The following is a 15086-nucleotide window of genomic DNA, read 5'->3' as shown; positions in this document are numbered from 1 at the left end:
ACTAGGGCGCCGTCTCCGGCGCTGGTTCCGGCGTGGGTGCCTCGGCCTCGGCTGCTGTGTCGCTCGAAGCACGCTCAACCTCGGGCTCGGCCTCAGTAAGCGTCGCAGGCTTCGCCGTCGGTTTGAACGCAAATGGGTTTCGTCGACCGTCGATTCGGTGCACGCCCCCGATCGCCATCGGGATCAACACGAGCGAGCGCAGGTCGAGAAGCGCGTGAGCGATGATCGTGATGAGGATGCTTCCGGTGAGCACGTAGATGGCCATGAAGACTGCGCCGAGCACCGTCGTGACGATGATGCCTGTGAGTCCCTGGTAGGAGTGCATGAGTCCGAATAGGAGAAGGCTCAGCACCACCGCGACGATCGCATTGCCGGTGGTGGCAAAAAGCAGCGCCGGCAGAGCGAGGCGGAAAAGCAACTCTTCAACGATCCCGGCATTGATGGAGAGCAATCCGCCCAGTACGAGCTCTTGGCGATTGCGGGGGAGTATCGCTTGAACATCACCGAGGCTCACGACTTCGTCGCCCTCGTTACGTACCGAGATGATCGCAATGACTGTGACAGCGATTACGCCGATCGCGAGGCCCACGAGCACTCCGGCGGTGAGGGAGGGACGGGCGGCGAGCACGCCAAGCAACCAGGACACCCACGGCCACGATTGAACATCGGCGAGGAGGGGAGCGGCGAAGGCTCCGCTCGCGAGCAGAGTAAGGAGCGCGAGGCCGCCAAACAGTGTGAAGGAGATCAGTAACCAGCGTCGCAACATCTTTTGGCGACGCTTGGTGGTGCGAAAACGCTTGAAGCGGCGGTACTCTCGCTGATCCCGGCGGAAGGTGCGCACAGCGAGAACCGTCAGAACCCCACCGAGCGTAAGCCAGAGCAGCGCGAGCATGAGGGGGTTAGCGGGGTCGAGCATGCTCCAATCGTGCCATGGGGCGGCTGAGTGACCGACGCCGGACGCGGGGGAGGCGACCTAGCAGGAACCCCACATGCCGAGTTTCGCCGCGTAGGCGTCATCTTCAGCGTCGCGCAGCTCGGGCCAGTAGTGATCGTTGAGTCCGACCTTGAGGGCTTCAGCGGCGCCGAGCTCGACCATGGCTAAGTTCACGAACGTGCCATCTTGCAGGTAGACGTAGAGCAGCGAGCGGCCGTAGCGATCCTCGGGTTCGCGATCCTCAGCGGCCCACACCGTGGTGCCTTCGGGCAGAAAGTCGCGCAGCAGCTCGCGCGCTTCGATTCCGTAGCATTCTTCGGCATCCGGATTTTGTTGGCTGGAAAGTTCGGGGGTGTCAAGGCCGATCAGGCGCACCTTCAATTCGGCGCTGCCGTTCTGGAGATAAAGGGTGTCGCCGTCGTGCACATAATTGACGGTCGCCGCGAAAGCGTCAGTCGGGATGCCGATGGTGGCGCTCGCTGCGTCGGTGTTTTCGGCGTCAGCGTCTGCGGTCTCGGGCGCGCTTTCGGGAGCGGAATTCGAGCTGTTCGGGGTGCCAGCGATCTCAGAATCGTTGGGAGTGAAGCCTGGTGTTCCGTTGCCGAAGTAGGTGGCAATCGCGATAACCGCGACGAGCACGACAACGACAAGAGTGCCAAGAGTGCGGGGACGGTGAGGGGAGGCTGCCACGGGAAGATTCTTGCATGTTGTGGCGCGCACTCAACGAATCGAGCGGCTCCTGCTCGCGAACGTTACCTAGTTGTGGTCGCTCGGTCCAGGGCTCTCGGGGCGTCGTTGCGCACTGAGCGCGAGAGCAGTGCTTGCGCCGAGCGTCTTTCCCCAGAGTGAATGGGCGCTTTTCCAGTTCCGACTTTCGCGGATGAAAGGTGAACCGGGGTCCACGCTCGGAAAAGGTGAATAGGTCACGCCAGGAATCGACTCGGCGACGCTCAATGATGCGTCGTTCAGTCGAGAAATCTGCAGGGAGAGTATGCGCTTTACCATCCGGGGCAGTGGACGAAAGTGGTGCATCGGTGGAACGGCGGCTACCACGATGAGGCAGTCGGGGCGGGTGTTTCGGCGTGCAGCCGTCGTGAGGGCAACGAGTTCGTTGCGCCAGGTGGTGGCGGATGTCCCTTGGAGCACGTCGGGTACGCCCAGAACGACGACTACTGCATCCACCTCGACTGGTGTCTCGGCAAGCTGTCGCGCGGCACGAGCCATGGTGAGTTCCGTGTCGGTCATTGTCGTCCAGGAGCATCCGACGCTGTGCTCGCGCGCGACGAAGCGTGCAGTCTGTGAGACGACGGCGAGCCCGTGATTGAGCACACCCAATCCGGATGCCGCAGTATCGCCGATAAACAGCATGCGGTAGGCGTTGCGGCCGTCTACTGTTCCCTCTGGCGGATCGCTAGGAAAAAGTGAGCCCGCTACCTCGACCCGGTAGGCGATCCAGCTCACCTTGAGAAGCGGGCGAAACAATTGGATCAGTCGGCCTCTCGCACGCTCTGCGAGTCGGCCTCCTGTAGGCACACCGGTGGCACGCTCAGGAGACGTGTTCTTCGGGTCCACACGACACATAGTGGGGGAGAGTTCGACGGTCGCGTCGGAGGACATACCCAAATAAGGAACGTGATTTTAGCTTAATTTGAGAAGTGGGAGAATGGTGGGCATGACCGAGCCTGCTGCGCCTCATCCTGAACTCGACACCCTTATTGCAACTCTCGAACGGTTGCGTGCGCCGGGAGGGTGCGCGTGGGATCGCGATCAGACGCATGAGTCGCTCGTGAAGCACCTCGTGGAGGAGACCTACGAGCTGGTGGATGCGATCGAAGGTGGCGATACCGCCGACATGGTCGAAGAGCTCGGCGATGTGCTCTACCAAGTGCTTTTTCATGCCGACATTGCGACCGAGGCGGGGCGCTTCACTCTCGAAGATGTCGCCGCTCACATGAACACCAAAATGGTGAGCCGTCACCCTCACGTGTTTGCCGACGCCACCGCAGAGACTGCTGATGACGTCGTGGCAGCGTGGGACGAACTCAAGAAGACAGAGAAACCTGAACGCACCAGCGTCACCGACGGCATCCCGCAAAAGATGCCGGCGTTGGCGCTCGCCGACAAGCTGCTCGGTAGAGCCCACAAGGTGGGACTCTTGGATGCCACTACACCGGGGGCGATCAACGTCACTGAAGAAGACGAACTCGGCCCGCTACTGCTCGCGATTGTGGCATCCGCGAAGGCAAACGGTTTGGATTCGGAGCGGGCACTGCGCACGGCGCTGCGCCAGCTCACCGAAGAGATCAAGGATTACGAAGTGTCGACCGCTCAGGCTGATTCAGCGAGCTAACACCCCGAAGGGTGGTGCCCCCCTTAACCCGAATAAGGAGGGCACCGGCGCAACGCCGGCAAACGAGACATGTGATCGCACGTCGATCGTCTACTGAATGGCATCGCGCGCTGAAGGATCGGTGGGATTACCCGGCCTACCGATCCAGCGTTGGAGAAGCCCCTGGTGAGGGGGATTCAAGTAGATGTGGCGCCGTTAACAGGTTTCCGGCACAAGGAGAAATCATAACCACTGCCGATCTCATTAGCAAACAACCGTTATGTTTATTTTATGGCCCGTAGACCCGACCCGACGCGCAAGCCAGCTCTTCTTCAGCAAACTATTGCCTATCTTGCTGATAAACCGCTGTCTAGTCTCACTTTTCGTTCGCTCGCACGAGCACTCGACGTCAGCACATTCACGCTTGTTTACCATTTTGGAACGCGTGCAGAGCTGGTTCGAGAAATCGTACGTATGAATGCGCGTGGAGTGAGCCCCCACGAAGCCGCGATGCTTCCGGCCGGCACCCTTGACGACTACTTTGCGAGCCTCTCGCAGTCGTGGCGATGGACGCAGCTGCCCGAGAACCTGCACCGTCAACGCCTTGAGCTCGAAGCAGGGCTGCTTGAAGCGGTTGAACGCGACGAGCTTTCGATCACGCGCGACTACTTTGGGCGATGGATCGCGATGGGCACAGCGGCGCTAGTGGCCCTAGGGGTAGAACGCGGCGCGGCCGAGGTGGAGGCTCGCTTGCTCGTCAACACGTTCCACGGAGTGCAGTTCGACCTCGTGCTCAACCAGAATATCGATGCCTCTAACGCCGTCTTTGAGACGGCGATCGCGCACCACCGCTCTCGGGTCGAACAACTCATTGCCGAAGTAGCTCGGTAGCCGCACGCGCCTCGTCGGTGCGAGAGAATAGGAATCATGGCGTCCACTGTTAATCCTCCCCGCGGCATGCGGGATTTCCTCCCCGCAGAAAAAGCTCAGCGCGAACGTGTGCTCGGTGTGATCCGGGGGAGCTATCGCGCTCACGGTTTCGACGAGATCGAAACCCCCGTGATGGAAGACAGCTCACGCTTGCACGCCGGCTTGGGCGGCGACAACGAGAAGCTCGCATTCGCTGTCATGAAGCGAGGGCTCACGAGTGAGAAGCTGCAGGCGGCATCCGATGCACTTGAACTCGCTGACCTCGGAATGCGGTTTGACCTCACGGTGCCGCTCGCTCGCTTTTATGCCACCCACCGTGCTGAGCTGCCGAAGGTCTTCCGGGCGATCCAGATGGCGCCCGTCTGGCGTGCCGAGCGCCCGCAGAAGGGGCGTTACCGCCAGTTCGTGCAGTGCGACATTGACATCATGGGCGAGGCCGGGCCCAGCGCCGAGATTGAACTGATCACCGCCACGGCTGCCACACTCGATGCTCTCGGCATTGACGGGTGCACCATTCGCGTGAACGATCGTCGACTGCTCACGAGCTCGCTCAGCATCCTCGGCTTCCCCGCGAAGGAACACGAAGCGGTGCTCATCACGGTCGACAAGCTCGACAAACTCGGTGCCGACGGCGTGGTCGCTGAGCTGCGCGAACGTGCCTTCCCCGATGGACCGGTGGCGGCGCTCGCCGAATTCCTGACGCGTCCGGCCCCCGAAACTACTCCTGAGTTCAGCGCGGATGCCATCCGTGCCGCTCTGCCTGCAGGCGTCACCGAGGAGGTCATTCTCGAACTCGCGGCGATCGGCCAGGCGGTTGAATCGGGCCGCGACGACTCCGGCTCTCTCATTGAGTTTGACCCGTGGTTGGTGCGGGGGATGGGTTACTACACGGGCGCAATCTTTGAGGTCGCGCATCCGTCGCTCGGGTATTCGCTCGGTGGCGGTGGCCGCTACGACGGAATGATTGGCCGTTTCTTGGGCAGCGATGTGCCCGCTGTGGGATTCTCGCTCGGCTTCGAACGTCTTGTTGATCTGGTCGAGCTCGGCGATGCCGCCAATGACGATCAGCTCGCCCTGATCTATGACGCCGATGTCGATGCTGCGACCCTCGTGCGCTTACAAGCGGCGTTGATTCGGGATGGCAAACGCGTGCGACTCGAAGCTCGACCGAAGAAGTTGCCGCAGCTTCTCGACCAGTTGAAGGCTGCCGGTTTCACCAGTTTCGCAACGGTCCGTGCCGAAAACGTGAGTTTTGATAGCCTTGAGTTCAAGCCGCTGGGTGGCTAGCGGAACACAGCCTTCGAGGGAGACGCCGTGAACGTCAAAGCAACACCCATTCTTGTTTTTGTGGGCGTCAGTTTCGGGCTCGCGTGGCTCTTCGCCCTTCCTCTCTGGTTCACGGGCGGTCTCGAGAATCCGTTCTTCACCGTGTTTGCACTAGCGATAATGTTTACGCCGGCGATCGCGGCGCTCGTGGTCGTCTTCTTTGTCGAGAAGCATCCGGATGCTCGCGCACGACGCGCGGCGCTGGGGCTGGGTTCGGTGCGCCCCGTCGGCCGGTTCCTGCGCTACTTGGCGTTGGCGCTCGTCGTTCCACCCGCCTTGATCCTGGCGGCGCTCGTCGTCGGTGCGATCGTGGGGGTCTACCCCGCCGACTTTGTGAACTTCTCCGGCTTCCAAGCGATGGTCGATAGCCAGCTCGCAGCGATTGGCGAAGAGCCGCTGCCGGTCCCGATTGGCCTGTTGGTCGCGCTGCAGTTCGTGAACGTGTTGATCGGTGCGGTCATCAATACGATTCCCGCGTTCGGTGAAGAGCTCGGCTGGCGCGGCTGGCTGTTGCCCAAGCTGCTGCCCCTCGGCATCGTTCCGGCCATCCTTATCTCGGGAGTGATCTGGGGTCTGTGGCATGCCCCGCTCATCCTGCTCGGCTACAACTACCCTGGTGCTCCCGGCTGGCTCGCCCTCACCGCCATGGTCGGCATGACGATCGTCGTTGGCGGCGTGTTCGCGTGGCTGCGCATCCGTTCGGCATCGGTGTGGCCTGCCGCCTTGGCTCACGGTGCCTTCAACGCAGCAGCTGGTTTTTCAATCATTTTCATCATGGTTGGCGAGTCTTTCGACCCCCTTCAGGCCAGCATTTTGGGCTGGACCGGATGGCTCGTCCCGATCGTTCTCGTGATCGTCCTGTTGGTCACCGGGCAGTTTCGCTCGCCAGCCCCGTCACCGACTGTTAGCCGTAACGAGTCAGCGCCCGTCGCTGGCGCGGAGTAGGCTTTCACACGGACATCCACCACTTCCAGTCCAAACAAACTTTCTTTAAGGAGACCCCCTGTGGCTTTGATCGAAGCAGTTGGCGCCCGCGAAATTCTTGATTCCCGTGGTAACCCCACGGTCGAGGTTGAGGTTTTGCTCGACGACGGCGTAGTTTCCCGCGCCGCAGTTCCTTCGGGAGCATCCACTGGCGCATTCGAGGCTTACGAGCTTCGCGATGGCGACAAGGACCGTTACCTCGGCAAGGGCGTTCAGAAGGCCGTTGACGCGGTTATCGACGACCTCGGCCCCGCAATCGAAGGCCTCGACGCCTCCGACCAGCGCCTCATTGACGCTGAGCTCATCGCCGTCGACGGTTCCGAGAACAAGAAGAACCTCGGCGCCAACTCGATCCTCGGTGTGTCGCTCGCCGTGGCGAAGGCTGCTGCTGACTCGGCAGACCTGCCCCTCTTCCGCTACCTCGGTGGCCCCAACGCTCACGTGCTTCCCGTGCCGATGATGAACGTCATCAACGGTGGCTCGCACGCCGACAGCAATGTCGACATCCAAGAGTTCATGATCCTCCCGCACGGTGCAGACACCTTCAGTGAAGGCCTTCGCTGGGGCGTTGAGACGTACCACGTGCTCAAGGGACTGCTTAAGAGCAAGGGCCTCAGCACCGGCCTCGGCGACGAGGGTGGCTTTGCCCCCGACCTCTCCAGCAACCGCGCTGCACTCGACCTGCTCATGGAAGCAATCGAGAAGGCTGGCTTCACGCCGGGCAAGGACATCGCTGTTGGCCTCGACGTTGCTGCGACCGAGTTCTACAAGGATGGTTCCTACACGTTCGAGGGCACCTCGAAGTCGGCTGGCGAGATGAGCGCGTACTACGCCGAGCTCGTTGCCGCGTACCCCCTCGTATCGATCGAAGACCCGCTCGACGAAGACGACTGGGAGGGCTGGGCTCAGCTCACCGCCGAGATCGGTTCGAAGACGCAAATCGTCGGAGACGACCTGTTCGTCACCAACCCGAAGCGTCTCGCCAAGGGAATCGAGCTGGCAACGGCAAACTCGATCCTCGTCAAGGTGAACCAGATTGGTTCGCTCACCGAGACCCTCGACGCTGTGGCTATGGCCCAGCGCGCTGGTTACACGGCCGTCATCTCGCACCGTTCCGGTGAGACCGAAGACACCACGATCGCTGACCTCGCGGTCGCGCTCAACACGGGCCAGATCAAGACTGGTGCACCGGCTCGCTCCGAGCGCGTAGCTAAGTACAACCAGCTGCTGCGCATCGAAGAAGAGCTTGGCGATGCCGCTGTTTACGCTGGTCGCACCGCCTTCCCGCGGTTCAACGGCTAGCGCCCATCAGCGTCGTCTAGCATCGAACGCATGGCTAGGCGAGTACGAGCAAAAAAGGTAGCGGTGTCGCTGCCCGAGGAGAGCGCGCCCGAACACTGGTTGCGCACGATCCGCTTCTCGGGCTTCACCGTGCTCATGCTTGGTTTGCTCATACTCGCCGTCATCGTTCTAGCGCCCAACCTGCGCATTCTGATCGAGCAACAGCAGACAATTGCGCAACTGCAGTCTGAAGTAGAAGAGGCTCAAGAGTCTGTCGACAGCCTTACCGAAAACGTTGCCCGCTGGGATGATCGCGCCTACATCGAGTCCCAAGCCCGCGACCGGCTGTACTACGTGTACCCGGGCGAAGTGAGCTACCTAGTGACCGGTGAAGCGGCCGATGTCACCACCAATGATGGTGTTCCGGTGAGCGCGACCATCCAAACCACCCAAATTGATTGGGTGCAGACTCTCGTATCGTCCATTTACACTGCTGGTCTCACTGAAGACGCGCCCGACAAGCTGACCGCCCCCGTGATTGAAGGACCCAAGCAATGACCACCCCACCGTTTGACGCCGTCAGCGATGAAGATGTGCGCATTGTGTCGCTTCAACTCGGCCGCCCCGCTCGCGATGTGATCGGCATTGCCGCGCGCTGCGTGTGCGGAGCTCCCACTGTCGTGTCGACGAAACCGCGCCTGAGCGATGGAACACCGTTCCCCACGATCTATTACCTGTGCCACCCGGCGGCTACGGCATCCGTGTCGACGCTTGAAGCTGAGGGCCAGATGCCTGAACTTGCGGCAATGCTTGAGGGTGAGATTGCTGCGCAGTATCAGGCTGCCCACAAGGCCTACATTGCCGACCGGGATGGCATCGAGGTCGTTCCCGAGCTGGCCGGCGTTTCTGCTGGCGGCATGCCCACGCGAGTGAAGTGCTTGCACGCTCTCGTCGGGCATTCACTGGCAGCAGGCCCTGGCGTCAACCCGATTGGCGACATTGCTCTTGAGCGCGCCTCGTGGAGCCCGACCGTGTGCCAGTGCCCCGACTATTCAGGGGTGGCCAGCGCTGGCACCTCCGCGACGACAAACGCCTCAGCGAAGGCGGCGGGGGAGACACAACCGTGAAGCGGTGGGCTGCTGGCGCGATACTGATGGCGAGCCTCGCTTCGCTATTGGTGGCGACTCCTGCCCACGCGGATGCGGTGCGCGACCAGGAATATTGGCTTCAGGAGTACGGCATTGAAGCCGCGTGGAAGACCACCAAGGGTGCCGGCGTCACGATCGCCGTGATCGACACCGGTGTTGACGGCTCGGTGAAAGAGCTCGTCGGGGCTGTCACAGGGGGAACAGATTTCTCGGGCCAGGGTTCACCTGACGGCCAAACGCCGGTAGGCGACGACAATCCAGCCCACGGGACACTCGTGGCGTCGCTCGCGGCTGGCCGTGGCACCGGCACGGGTGCTGGCGTGATTGGTGCGGCTCCCGCAGCTAACATTTTGGCGATCTCTATCGGCTTCACAGGTGGTCCGATCAGTTCGGATGACCAGATCGCTCAGGCAGTTCGCTATGCGGTCGATCAGGGCGCTGATGTCATCAACCTGTCGCTGACCCGCGAGACTCTGGACTGGCCGCTCAGCTGGGACAGCGCATTCCTGTACGCAATGGACAATGACGTTGTTGTCGTGGCGGCGGCGGGCAACCGTGGCAGCGGAACTGCCTCCGTGGGCGCGCCCGCGACGATGCCCGGCGTTCTGACCGTTGCCGGCGTCGATGTTAACGGCGTCGCGAGTTTCAACGCCTCCACTCAGGGCATCACGATTGGTGTGGCCGCGCCAAGCGAAGACCTGGTCGGCGTCGCTCCCGGCGGTTCGCACGTCTTGTGGAACGGCACCAGCGGGGCAACCCCGATTGTGGCCGGTGTCGTTGCGCTCGTGCGGGCCGCGCATCCTGAACTGGATGCGAACAACGTTATTAATCGCATTGTGTCGACGGCACATGACACGGGTGCTCCCGGCGCAGACGCGATTTACGGCTTTGGTCTGATCGATGCCGAAGCAGCGGTGACAGCAAACGTTCCGCTCGTCGACGAGAACCCGATGGGCAGTCTCGCGGAGTGGATCACGATCTACCGTCGCGCGGCGTCAACGCCGATTCCGGTGCCGAGCTTTAGCCCGACGGCTACGCCGATTCCTGAGGTGGCTCCGGATGTCGCGGGGCCGGTCAGTCCGCTTGGAACCGTGCTGCCTACCGTGAGCATGCTTCGCAATGTGGGCGTACCACTTGCAATTTATGCGATTTTCTTGATGATTTTGGCCGGTTCGGGCGTCTTAGCTTGGCGTCGGTTTAGGAGTCTGCGCGAGACAGAGTAAGTTTGGTGGCGAACTTCCCTTTTAGGAGACTCTAACTCGTGCCAAAAATCTTGATTGTCGGCGGCGGTTACGCCGGTTTTTACACTGCTCGTAAGCTCGAAAAGTGGCTGCGTCGCGGCGAAGCTGAGGTCACCATGGTGGACCCTCTTCCCTACATGACGTACCAGCCTTTCTTGCCTGAGGTTGCAGCAGGCTCCATTGAGCCTCGCCACGCGGTTGTTCCGCACCGTCGCCACTTGAAGACCACCAAGGTCGTCACGGCGAAGGTCACCGGAATCAACCACGAGGCGAAGACTGCAACGATTCAGCCTGAAGTGGGTGACTCGTGGGAGATCGACTACGACCTCGTTGTCGTTACCGCTGGCGCCGTTTCACGCACCTTCCCGATCCCGGGCGTTGCTGACGAAGCCATCGGCATGAAGACGATCGAAGAGGCTGTTGCCGTTCGTGACCGTCTTCTCACCAACTTTGACAAGGCATCCAACCTGCCTGCAGGCCCCGAACGCGACCGTCTGCTGACGTTCGTCGTTGTCGGTGGCGGCTTCGCCGGTATCGAAGCCTTCGGCGAAATGCGCAGCCTGGCCTCGTCACTGCTGCCGCTCTACCCGAGCCTTAACTTCGAAGACACTCACTTCCACCTCATCGAAGCCATGGGCCGCATCATGCCCGAGGTTTCGCTCGAGACGAGCAAGTGGGTTATCAAGAACCTCGCCGACCGTGGCGCACAGATCCACCTCGACACCCAGCTGAAGTCAGCTGTGGATGGCGTGGTTGAGTTGTCGACCGGGGAAAGCTTCGAGTCAGACACCATCGTGTGGACCGCTGGCGTTATGGCCAACCCGGTCGTGCGCAGCACTGACCTTCCCATCGAAGAGCGTGGACGCATCCGCGTACAGGCAGACCTCCGTGTCATCAACGATGACGGTGTTGTCGAGGGTGCCTGGGGTGCCGGCGACGTGTGTGCTGTTCCTGACCTCACCGGTGGTGGCGTTGGCGGCTTCTGCGTTCCGAACGCTCAGCACGCTGTTCGCCAGGCCAAGCTCATGGCCAAGAACATTGTGGCTTCGCTTCGCGGCGAAGAGACCAAGGACTACTTCCACAAGAACCAGGGTGCCGTTGCCGGTCTCGGTCTCTACCACGGCGTTTTCCAGTCGGGCAAGATCGCGGTCAAGGGTTTCCCAGCGTGGTTCATGCACCGTGGCTACCACGGCATGGCGATGCCAATGTTCGAGCGCAAGGCTCGCGTCTTCAGCAACTGGATCACGAACTTCTTCTGGGGTCGCGACACCATTTCGCTCGAGGCACGCGTAGAACCGCGCCGCGCATTCGAAGAATTCGCTTCACGCCCCAAGTAGCGTGACTGCATGCTCCACGCAAAAGCGTGGGGCGTGCCCCGATAGCCCAATTGGCAGAGGCAGATGACTTAAAATCATCACAGTCAGGGTTCGAGTCCCTGTCGGGGCACTGCACGAGTTAACGAGTAAAGGCGGTCGCACAGCGACCGCCTTTACTCGTTTAATCAATCCTTAAGCGGGAAGGATCTCCGCCAGCAGCTTCTGGATGCGCGCCTTGATGTCATCACGAATCGGCCGAACCTCGTCGAGGCCCTTGCCCTTCGGGTCGACGAGTTCCCAGTCTTCGTAGCGCTTGCCGGGGAAGATGGGGCAGACGTCGCCGCAGCCCATCGTGATGACAACATCCGAGGCCTGCACCTGGTCGGTGGTCATGAGCTGGGGGACTGCCTTCGAGATGTCGATGCCCTCTTCGGCCATGGCCTGAATCGCGATGGGGTTGATTTCGTTGCCGGGCTCAGAACCTCCCGAACGCACCTCGACCGCGCCATCCGATAGCGCCGTCATGTAGCCGGCGGCCATTTGCGAGCGGCCAGCGTTGTGGATGCACACGAACAGAACGACGGGCTTGGCGGTGGTGGCGGTCTCAGTAGTCATGCACAAAGCATAGATGAAGGTCTATGTCTCGCGCGAACGAAGACAGGGTGGGCGTGAGTTAGTTCACGCAGCGTTCACCGGCGGCAGCGACTGAAGCAGCGCACGCACTCGCGCGTCGATGTCATCACGCACGGCTCGCACGCCATCCATGCCGAGCTCGGCGGGGTCGGGGAGTTCCCAATCGAGGTAGCGACGGCCGGGATAAATGGGGCACGCATCGCCGCAGCCCATCGTGATCACGACATCCGCACCCCGCACGACCTCGTCAGTGAGCGGCTTCGGGTACTCACCATCGACCGAGACGCCAATCTCGTCGAGAGCCGCCACGATCTTCGGATTGATGGTCTCGGTGGGCTCTGATCCGGCGGTGAGCACGCGCACCCGATCGCCAGCAAGAGACCGCAAAATTGCGGATGCCATTTGCGAGCGACCCGCATTCTGTACGCACACAAACAGCACGTCGGTTGGCGCACCGGATGCCGCGGCATCCGTCACCTCGTCGGAGTCAGCAAGCGCAAGCGACCCCAGACGGTCGGCGGCGAACCGGGAGGTGTGCGACGACAAATGGCGATCGCGCGGCGCGCCCTGGCGCAGCAGTTCGTAGCTGCTCGCCACATACTCGGCGACGGTTTCGCGAGAGAAGACCCCCGCGAAGCGCAGGGCGAGGTCGTCGGTGATGCGGGCCAGAATCGCAGGATCGACGGCAGCGGCGGAGGCGTCAGCGGGGGAGTGCTGCACAAAGTCGAAGACGTCGGCGAGGCGGGATTGCACGAGCGAATACCAGACCTGGCGGCCCTCTTGAGTGCTCTGCAAGATTCCGTCGGTGGCCATGATGCGCACGTGATGGCTCACGGTCGGTTGCGTGAGGCCGAGGCGGGCGGCAAGGTCGGTGACCCCGCGGCGGCCATCCGGGGCATCCATAAGCAGACGCAATATTTGCACCCGGGTGGGATCCGCAATGGCGCGCATGCTGTGAGCGATGCGCTCGGCAATGGCGCGTTCGCTTTCGCGAGCGGAGGCGGGTGACTCGGTCGCTGGCATGGGTAGAAGTCTAAAGGACAACATCCGATTCATAGACAGTTATCAATGTTTGGGTATGATCGCGGAATGACTGCGACCCATTCCTTTGCCGTGGCCCGACGCCTCACCGCCGAATTCCTCGGAAGCGCCGGCCTTGCCGCCGTCGTTATCGGCTCCGGAATTGCCGCCCAACAGCTTTCCCCCAACGATGTGGGCCTGCAGCTTCTCGAGAACGCCCTCGCGACCGCCTTCGGTCTTGGCGTGCTCATTCTGGTCTTCATGACCGTCAGCGGCGCCCACTTCAATCCGGTCGTGTCGATCGTCGATTCGCTCAGCGGGCTGCGCTCGTGGCGTGACACCGCCCTCTACATTCCGACCCAGATTGTCGGATGCATCGTCGGCGCGATTCTCGCGAACCTCATGTTCGGGCAGGCCGCCGTGACCATCAGCACCACCGTGCGACTCACACCGGGGCATTTCTTGAGCGAGGTCGTGGCAACCGCCGGACTCATCATGGTGATCTTCGCCCTCGTGCGAACGGGTCGCGCGAACCTGGCGCCTATCGCTGTTGGCGTCTACATCGGCGGCGCCTACTTCTTCACGAGCTCCACGAGCTTTGCGAACCCCGCCATCACCATCGGCCGGATGTTCAGCGACACGTTCGCAGGAATCGCCCCAGGCTCGGCTCCCGGTTTCATCGCGGCGCAACTCATCGGTGCTGCGATCGGCTTCGGGCTGGTGCGCTGGGTCTTCCCGGAACGCCGTATCGCTTAGCTGCGCAGTGGTGACCCGACAACCTCGAAGCGGTGCCCGCCCATCTCGCCGCTCAGTAGCGGAAGTGCTTCCTTAATCGCTGCCTGCACGCTCGCGAGTTGCAGCGAAAGTTGGTGGGCTTCTGCTGATTCCCAGAGCTCCGAAACGAACACGGTGTCGGGATACTCGTCGCTGACGCCCACCTCGTAGCTGAGGCATCCGGCGCTATCGAGGTCTGTGCTGCGGCGCGTGAGGATGGCCACAACTTCGTCGCGGTGGCCGGGCTGCACTCCGATGGTGCCTACGTTTGCGAAAGTCATCCTCTTACCTAAAATCACCTCAGCCAATTCGTCAAGGGCGGAGTGATAATGAGCCGTGCCCAAGAAATCTCGCGACGAAACTGACGTCGACGCCCAGCAAGACAAACTCATCAAACGCCATGCTCGCGGTGAGCATCGGTGGCCGGCCGCCGCCGGTGTGCTGGTGGTATTGGCCAGCTATGCCTTCTTGCCGACCGTGATCATGCCGGTCCCCGTGCGCATTGTGGTCGTGGCGCTTGGCCTGGTCATGCTGATTCCCGTGATCGCCCTCAATCCGGTGCGGCTGGTGAAGCAAACCTCATGGTCACGCACTCTGTCGGTGGGTCTCGCGCTGTTGCTCGCCATCGCCAACGTGGCCGCGCTCGTCTTTGTGGTGATTGTGCTCGTCACTACCGGGGCGAAGGATGGCCCCTCGATGCTCTTGGCCGCCACGCAGGTCTGGCTCACCAACATGATTGCGTTTGCGCTTGTCTATTGGGAGTTGGATCGCGGTGGTCCGGTCACGCGTCACACGAGTGATCGTTCTGCGCTTCCGCTCGCCGACTTTCGCTTCGCCCAGGACGAAGACCATGATGCGATTGATGAGGTAAAAGGCCGATCATCCGCCGCCATCGGCTGGACGCCCTCCTTCACCGACTACCTCTACGAATCGGCCATCGGATCGATGGCGTTCAGCCCCGGTGCCGCGATGCCGCTCTCGCCGCGCGTGAAGCTGTTGTTGCTGGTGCAGTCGCTGGGTGCCTTCATCATGCTCGCCCTTGTGATCGCTCACGCCGTCGGCCAATTGGGGTCGTAACTTCGCACCGGATGCTCGCCGCAGTGGTTCGCGGCAATTGTGCTGCGCGCAGGGTTCTGGGAAAGTTGAGCAACTAAGGCGCTGGTGCCGCAG

The 15086-nt window shown here is 61.7% G+C and carries 17 protein-coding genes, 1 tRNA gene and 1 pseudogene; 13 read left to right on the top strand and 6 right to left on the bottom strand.

Annotated elements, in window-relative coordinates; translation table 11 throughout:
• Position 1: 1 nt before the first annotated feature.
• From I6E81_RS10865 to I6E81_RS10855, 3 genes are all read right to left on the bottom strand, one after another.
• Positions 2-916: a CPBP family intramembrane glutamic endopeptidase gene (locus tag I6E81_RS10865; RefSeq protein ID WP_197107504.1), complete on the bottom strand. Its 915-nt coding sequence runs from the start codon at positions 914-916 to the stop codon at positions 2-4.
• Between the two features lie 57 nt (positions 917-973).
• Positions 974-1624: a thermonuclease family protein gene (locus I6E81_RS14645; RefSeq protein WP_197107503.1), complete on the bottom strand. Its 651-nt coding sequence runs from the start codon at positions 1622-1624 to the stop codon at positions 974-976.
• Positions 1625-1690: 66 nt separating this feature from the next.
• On the bottom strand, positions 1691-2416 hold the full coding sequence (locus tag I6E81_RS10855) for a GDSL-type esterase/lipase family protein (RefSeq protein WP_231604139.1): 726 nt from the start codon (positions 2414-2416) through the stop codon (positions 1691-1693).
• A 190-nt stretch (positions 2417-2606) separates the two neighbouring features.
• Between I6E81_RS10855 and I6E81_RS10850 the strand changes: the two genes are divergently transcribed.
• The 11 genes and pseudogenes from I6E81_RS10850 to I6E81_RS10805 all read left to right on the top strand — a co-directional run bounded on the left by I6E81_RS10850 (position 2607) and on the right by I6E81_RS10805 (position 11619).
• A complete protein-coding gene (locus I6E81_RS10850; protein WP_197107502.1) occupies positions 2607-3284 on the top strand; it encodes a YabN family protein in 678 nt (225 codons plus the stop codon).
• A 270-nt stretch (positions 3285-3554) separates the two neighbouring features.
• Positions 3555-3719 (top strand): annotated as a pseudogene (locus I6E81_RS14395) (TetR family transcriptional regulator); the annotation flags it as partial.
• 18 nt (positions 3720-3737) lie between these two features.
• The gene (locus tag I6E81_RS10845) at positions 3738-4154 is read left to right on the top strand and encodes a hypothetical protein (protein WP_231600161.1); all 417 of its coding nucleotides are present in this window, start codon (positions 3738-3740) and stop codon (positions 4152-4154) included.
• A 36-nt stretch (positions 4155-4190) separates the two neighbouring features.
• Complete coding sequence (gene hisS, locus I6E81_RS10840) at positions 4191-5480, top strand: histidine--tRNA ligase (protein ID WP_197107498.1); 1290 nt, start codon at positions 4191-4193, stop codon at positions 5478-5480.
• 27 nt (positions 5481-5507) lie between these two features.
• Complete coding sequence (locus tag I6E81_RS10835; RefSeq protein WP_307783920.1) at positions 5508-6464, top strand: CPBP family intramembrane glutamic endopeptidase; 957 nt, start codon at positions 5508-5510, stop codon at positions 6462-6464.
• A gap of 60 nt (positions 6465-6524) precedes the next feature.
• A complete protein-coding gene (eno, locus tag I6E81_RS10830; RefSeq protein ID WP_197107496.1) occupies positions 6525-7805 on the top strand; it encodes a phosphopyruvate hydratase in 1281 nt (426 codons plus the stop codon).
• Positions 7806-7835: 30 nt separating this feature from the next.
• Positions 7836-8342 (top strand): septum formation initiator family protein, encoded by a 507-nt coding sequence (locus tag I6E81_RS10825; protein WP_231600028.1) that lies wholly within the window; start codon positions 7836-7838, stop codon positions 8340-8342.
• Entirely contained in the window at positions 8339-8911 is a 573-nt protein-coding gene (locus I6E81_RS10820) for a DUF501 domain-containing protein (protein ID WP_231604137.1), read from the top strand. Before I6E81_RS10825 ends, I6E81_RS10820 begins: the two co-directional genes overlap by 4 nt.
• Positions 8912-8937: 26 nt before the next feature.
• Positions 8938-10155 carry a S8 family serine peptidase gene (locus I6E81_RS10815; protein ID WP_197108547.1) on the top strand — a complete coding sequence of 406 codons (1218 nt, stop codon included), beginning with the start codon at positions 8938-8940 and terminating at the stop codon, positions 10153-10155.
• A gap of 38 nt (positions 10156-10193) precedes the next feature.
• Positions 10194-11510, top strand: coding sequence for an NAD(P)/FAD-dependent oxidoreductase (locus I6E81_RS10810; RefSeq protein ID WP_197107494.1), 1317 nt, complete (start codon positions 10194-10196; stop codon positions 11508-11510).
• Positions 11511-11545: 35 nt separating this feature from the next.
• Positions 11546-11619 (top strand) — tRNA-Leu (locus tag I6E81_RS10805).
• Positions 11620-11681: 62 nt separating this feature from the next.
• On the opposite strand, the gene I6E81_RS10800 is transcribed toward I6E81_RS10805, so the two are convergent.
• Complete coding sequence (locus I6E81_RS10800) at positions 11682-12104, bottom strand: arsenate reductase ArsC (RefSeq protein WP_197107492.1); 423 nt, start codon at positions 12102-12104, stop codon at positions 11682-11684.
• 63 nt (positions 12105-12167) lie between these two features.
• Positions 12168-13145, bottom strand: a complete 978-nt coding sequence (locus tag I6E81_RS10795; protein ID WP_197107490.1) for a metalloregulator ArsR/SmtB family transcription factor — start codon at positions 13143-13145, stop codon at positions 12168-12170.
• Positions 13146-13211: 66 nt separating this feature from the next.
• Here I6E81_RS10795 and I6E81_RS10790 point away from each other — a divergent pair, with 66 nt between their 5' ends.
• Complete coding sequence (locus I6E81_RS10790) at positions 13212-13898, top strand: MIP/aquaporin family protein (RefSeq protein ID WP_197107482.1); 687 nt, start codon at positions 13212-13214, stop codon at positions 13896-13898.
• On the opposite strand, the gene I6E81_RS10785 is transcribed toward I6E81_RS10790, so the two are convergent.
• Complete coding sequence (locus tag I6E81_RS10785) at positions 13895-14197, bottom strand: putative quinol monooxygenase (RefSeq protein ID WP_197107480.1); 303 nt, start codon at positions 14195-14197, stop codon at positions 13895-13897. The two genes, I6E81_RS10790 and I6E81_RS10785, sit on opposite strands and share 4 nt — an antisense overlap.
• 55 nt (positions 14198-14252) lie before the next feature.
• Between I6E81_RS10785 and I6E81_RS10780 the strand changes: the two genes are divergently transcribed.
• Positions 14253-14993, top strand: coding sequence for a hypothetical protein (locus I6E81_RS10780; protein WP_231600026.1), 741 nt, complete (start codon positions 14253-14255; stop codon positions 14991-14993).
• The last annotated feature ends 93 nt before the right edge of the window (positions 14994-15086 follow it).

The organism is Salinibacterium sp. NG22, from assembly GCF_015864925.1.
In the GTDB taxonomy this organism is placed as follows: domain Bacteria; phylum Actinomycetota; class Actinomycetes; order Actinomycetales; family Microbacteriaceae; genus Rhodoglobus.
This window is presented reverse-complemented; position numbering and strand designations above follow the sequence as displayed.

What these genes read in the sequence shown, in the direction of transcription:
- I6E81_RS10820 (WP_231604137.1), top strand. Translation starts at nt 8,339, where the DNA reads ATGACCACCCCACCGTTTGACGCCGTCAGCGATGAAGATGTGCGCATT.
- I6E81_RS10850 (WP_197107502.1), top strand. Translation starts at nt 2,607, where the DNA reads ATGACCGAGCCTGCTGCGCCTCATCCTGAACTCGACACCCTTATTGCA.
- I6E81_RS10815 (WP_197108547.1), top strand. Translation starts at nt 8,938, where the DNA reads ATGGCGAGCCTCGCTTCGCTATTGGTGGCGACTCCTGCCCACGCGGAT.
- I6E81_RS10800 (WP_197107492.1), bottom strand. Translation starts at nt 12,104, where the DNA reads ATGACTACTGAGACCGCCACCACCGCCAAGCCCGTCGTTCTGTTCGTG.
- I6E81_RS10795 (WP_197107490.1), bottom strand. Translation starts at nt 13,145, where the DNA reads ATGCCAGCGACCGAGTCACCCGCCTCCGCTCGCGAAAGCGAACGCGCC.
- I6E81_RS10845 (WP_231600161.1), top strand. Translation starts at nt 3,738, where the DNA reads ATGAATGCGCGTGGAGTGAGCCCCCACGAAGCCGCGATGCTTCCGGCC.
- I6E81_RS10865 (WP_197107504.1), bottom strand. Translation starts at nt 916, where the DNA reads ATGCTCGACCCCGCTAACCCCCTCATGCTCGCGCTGCTCTGGCTTACG.
- I6E81_RS10790 (WP_197107482.1), top strand. Translation starts at nt 13,212, where the DNA reads ATGACTGCGACCCATTCCTTTGCCGTGGCCCGACGCCTCACCGCCGAA.
- I6E81_RS10785 (WP_197107480.1), bottom strand. Translation starts at nt 14,197, where the DNA reads ATGACTTTCGCAAACGTAGGCACCATCGGAGTGCAGCCCGGCCACCGC.
- hisS (WP_197107498.1), top strand. Translation starts at nt 4,191, where the DNA reads ATGGCGTCCACTGTTAATCCTCCCCGCGGCATGCGGGATTTCCTCCCC.
- I6E81_RS10825 (WP_231600028.1), top strand. Translation starts at nt 7,836, where the DNA reads ATGGCTAGGCGAGTACGAGCAAAAAAGGTAGCGGTGTCGCTGCCCGAG.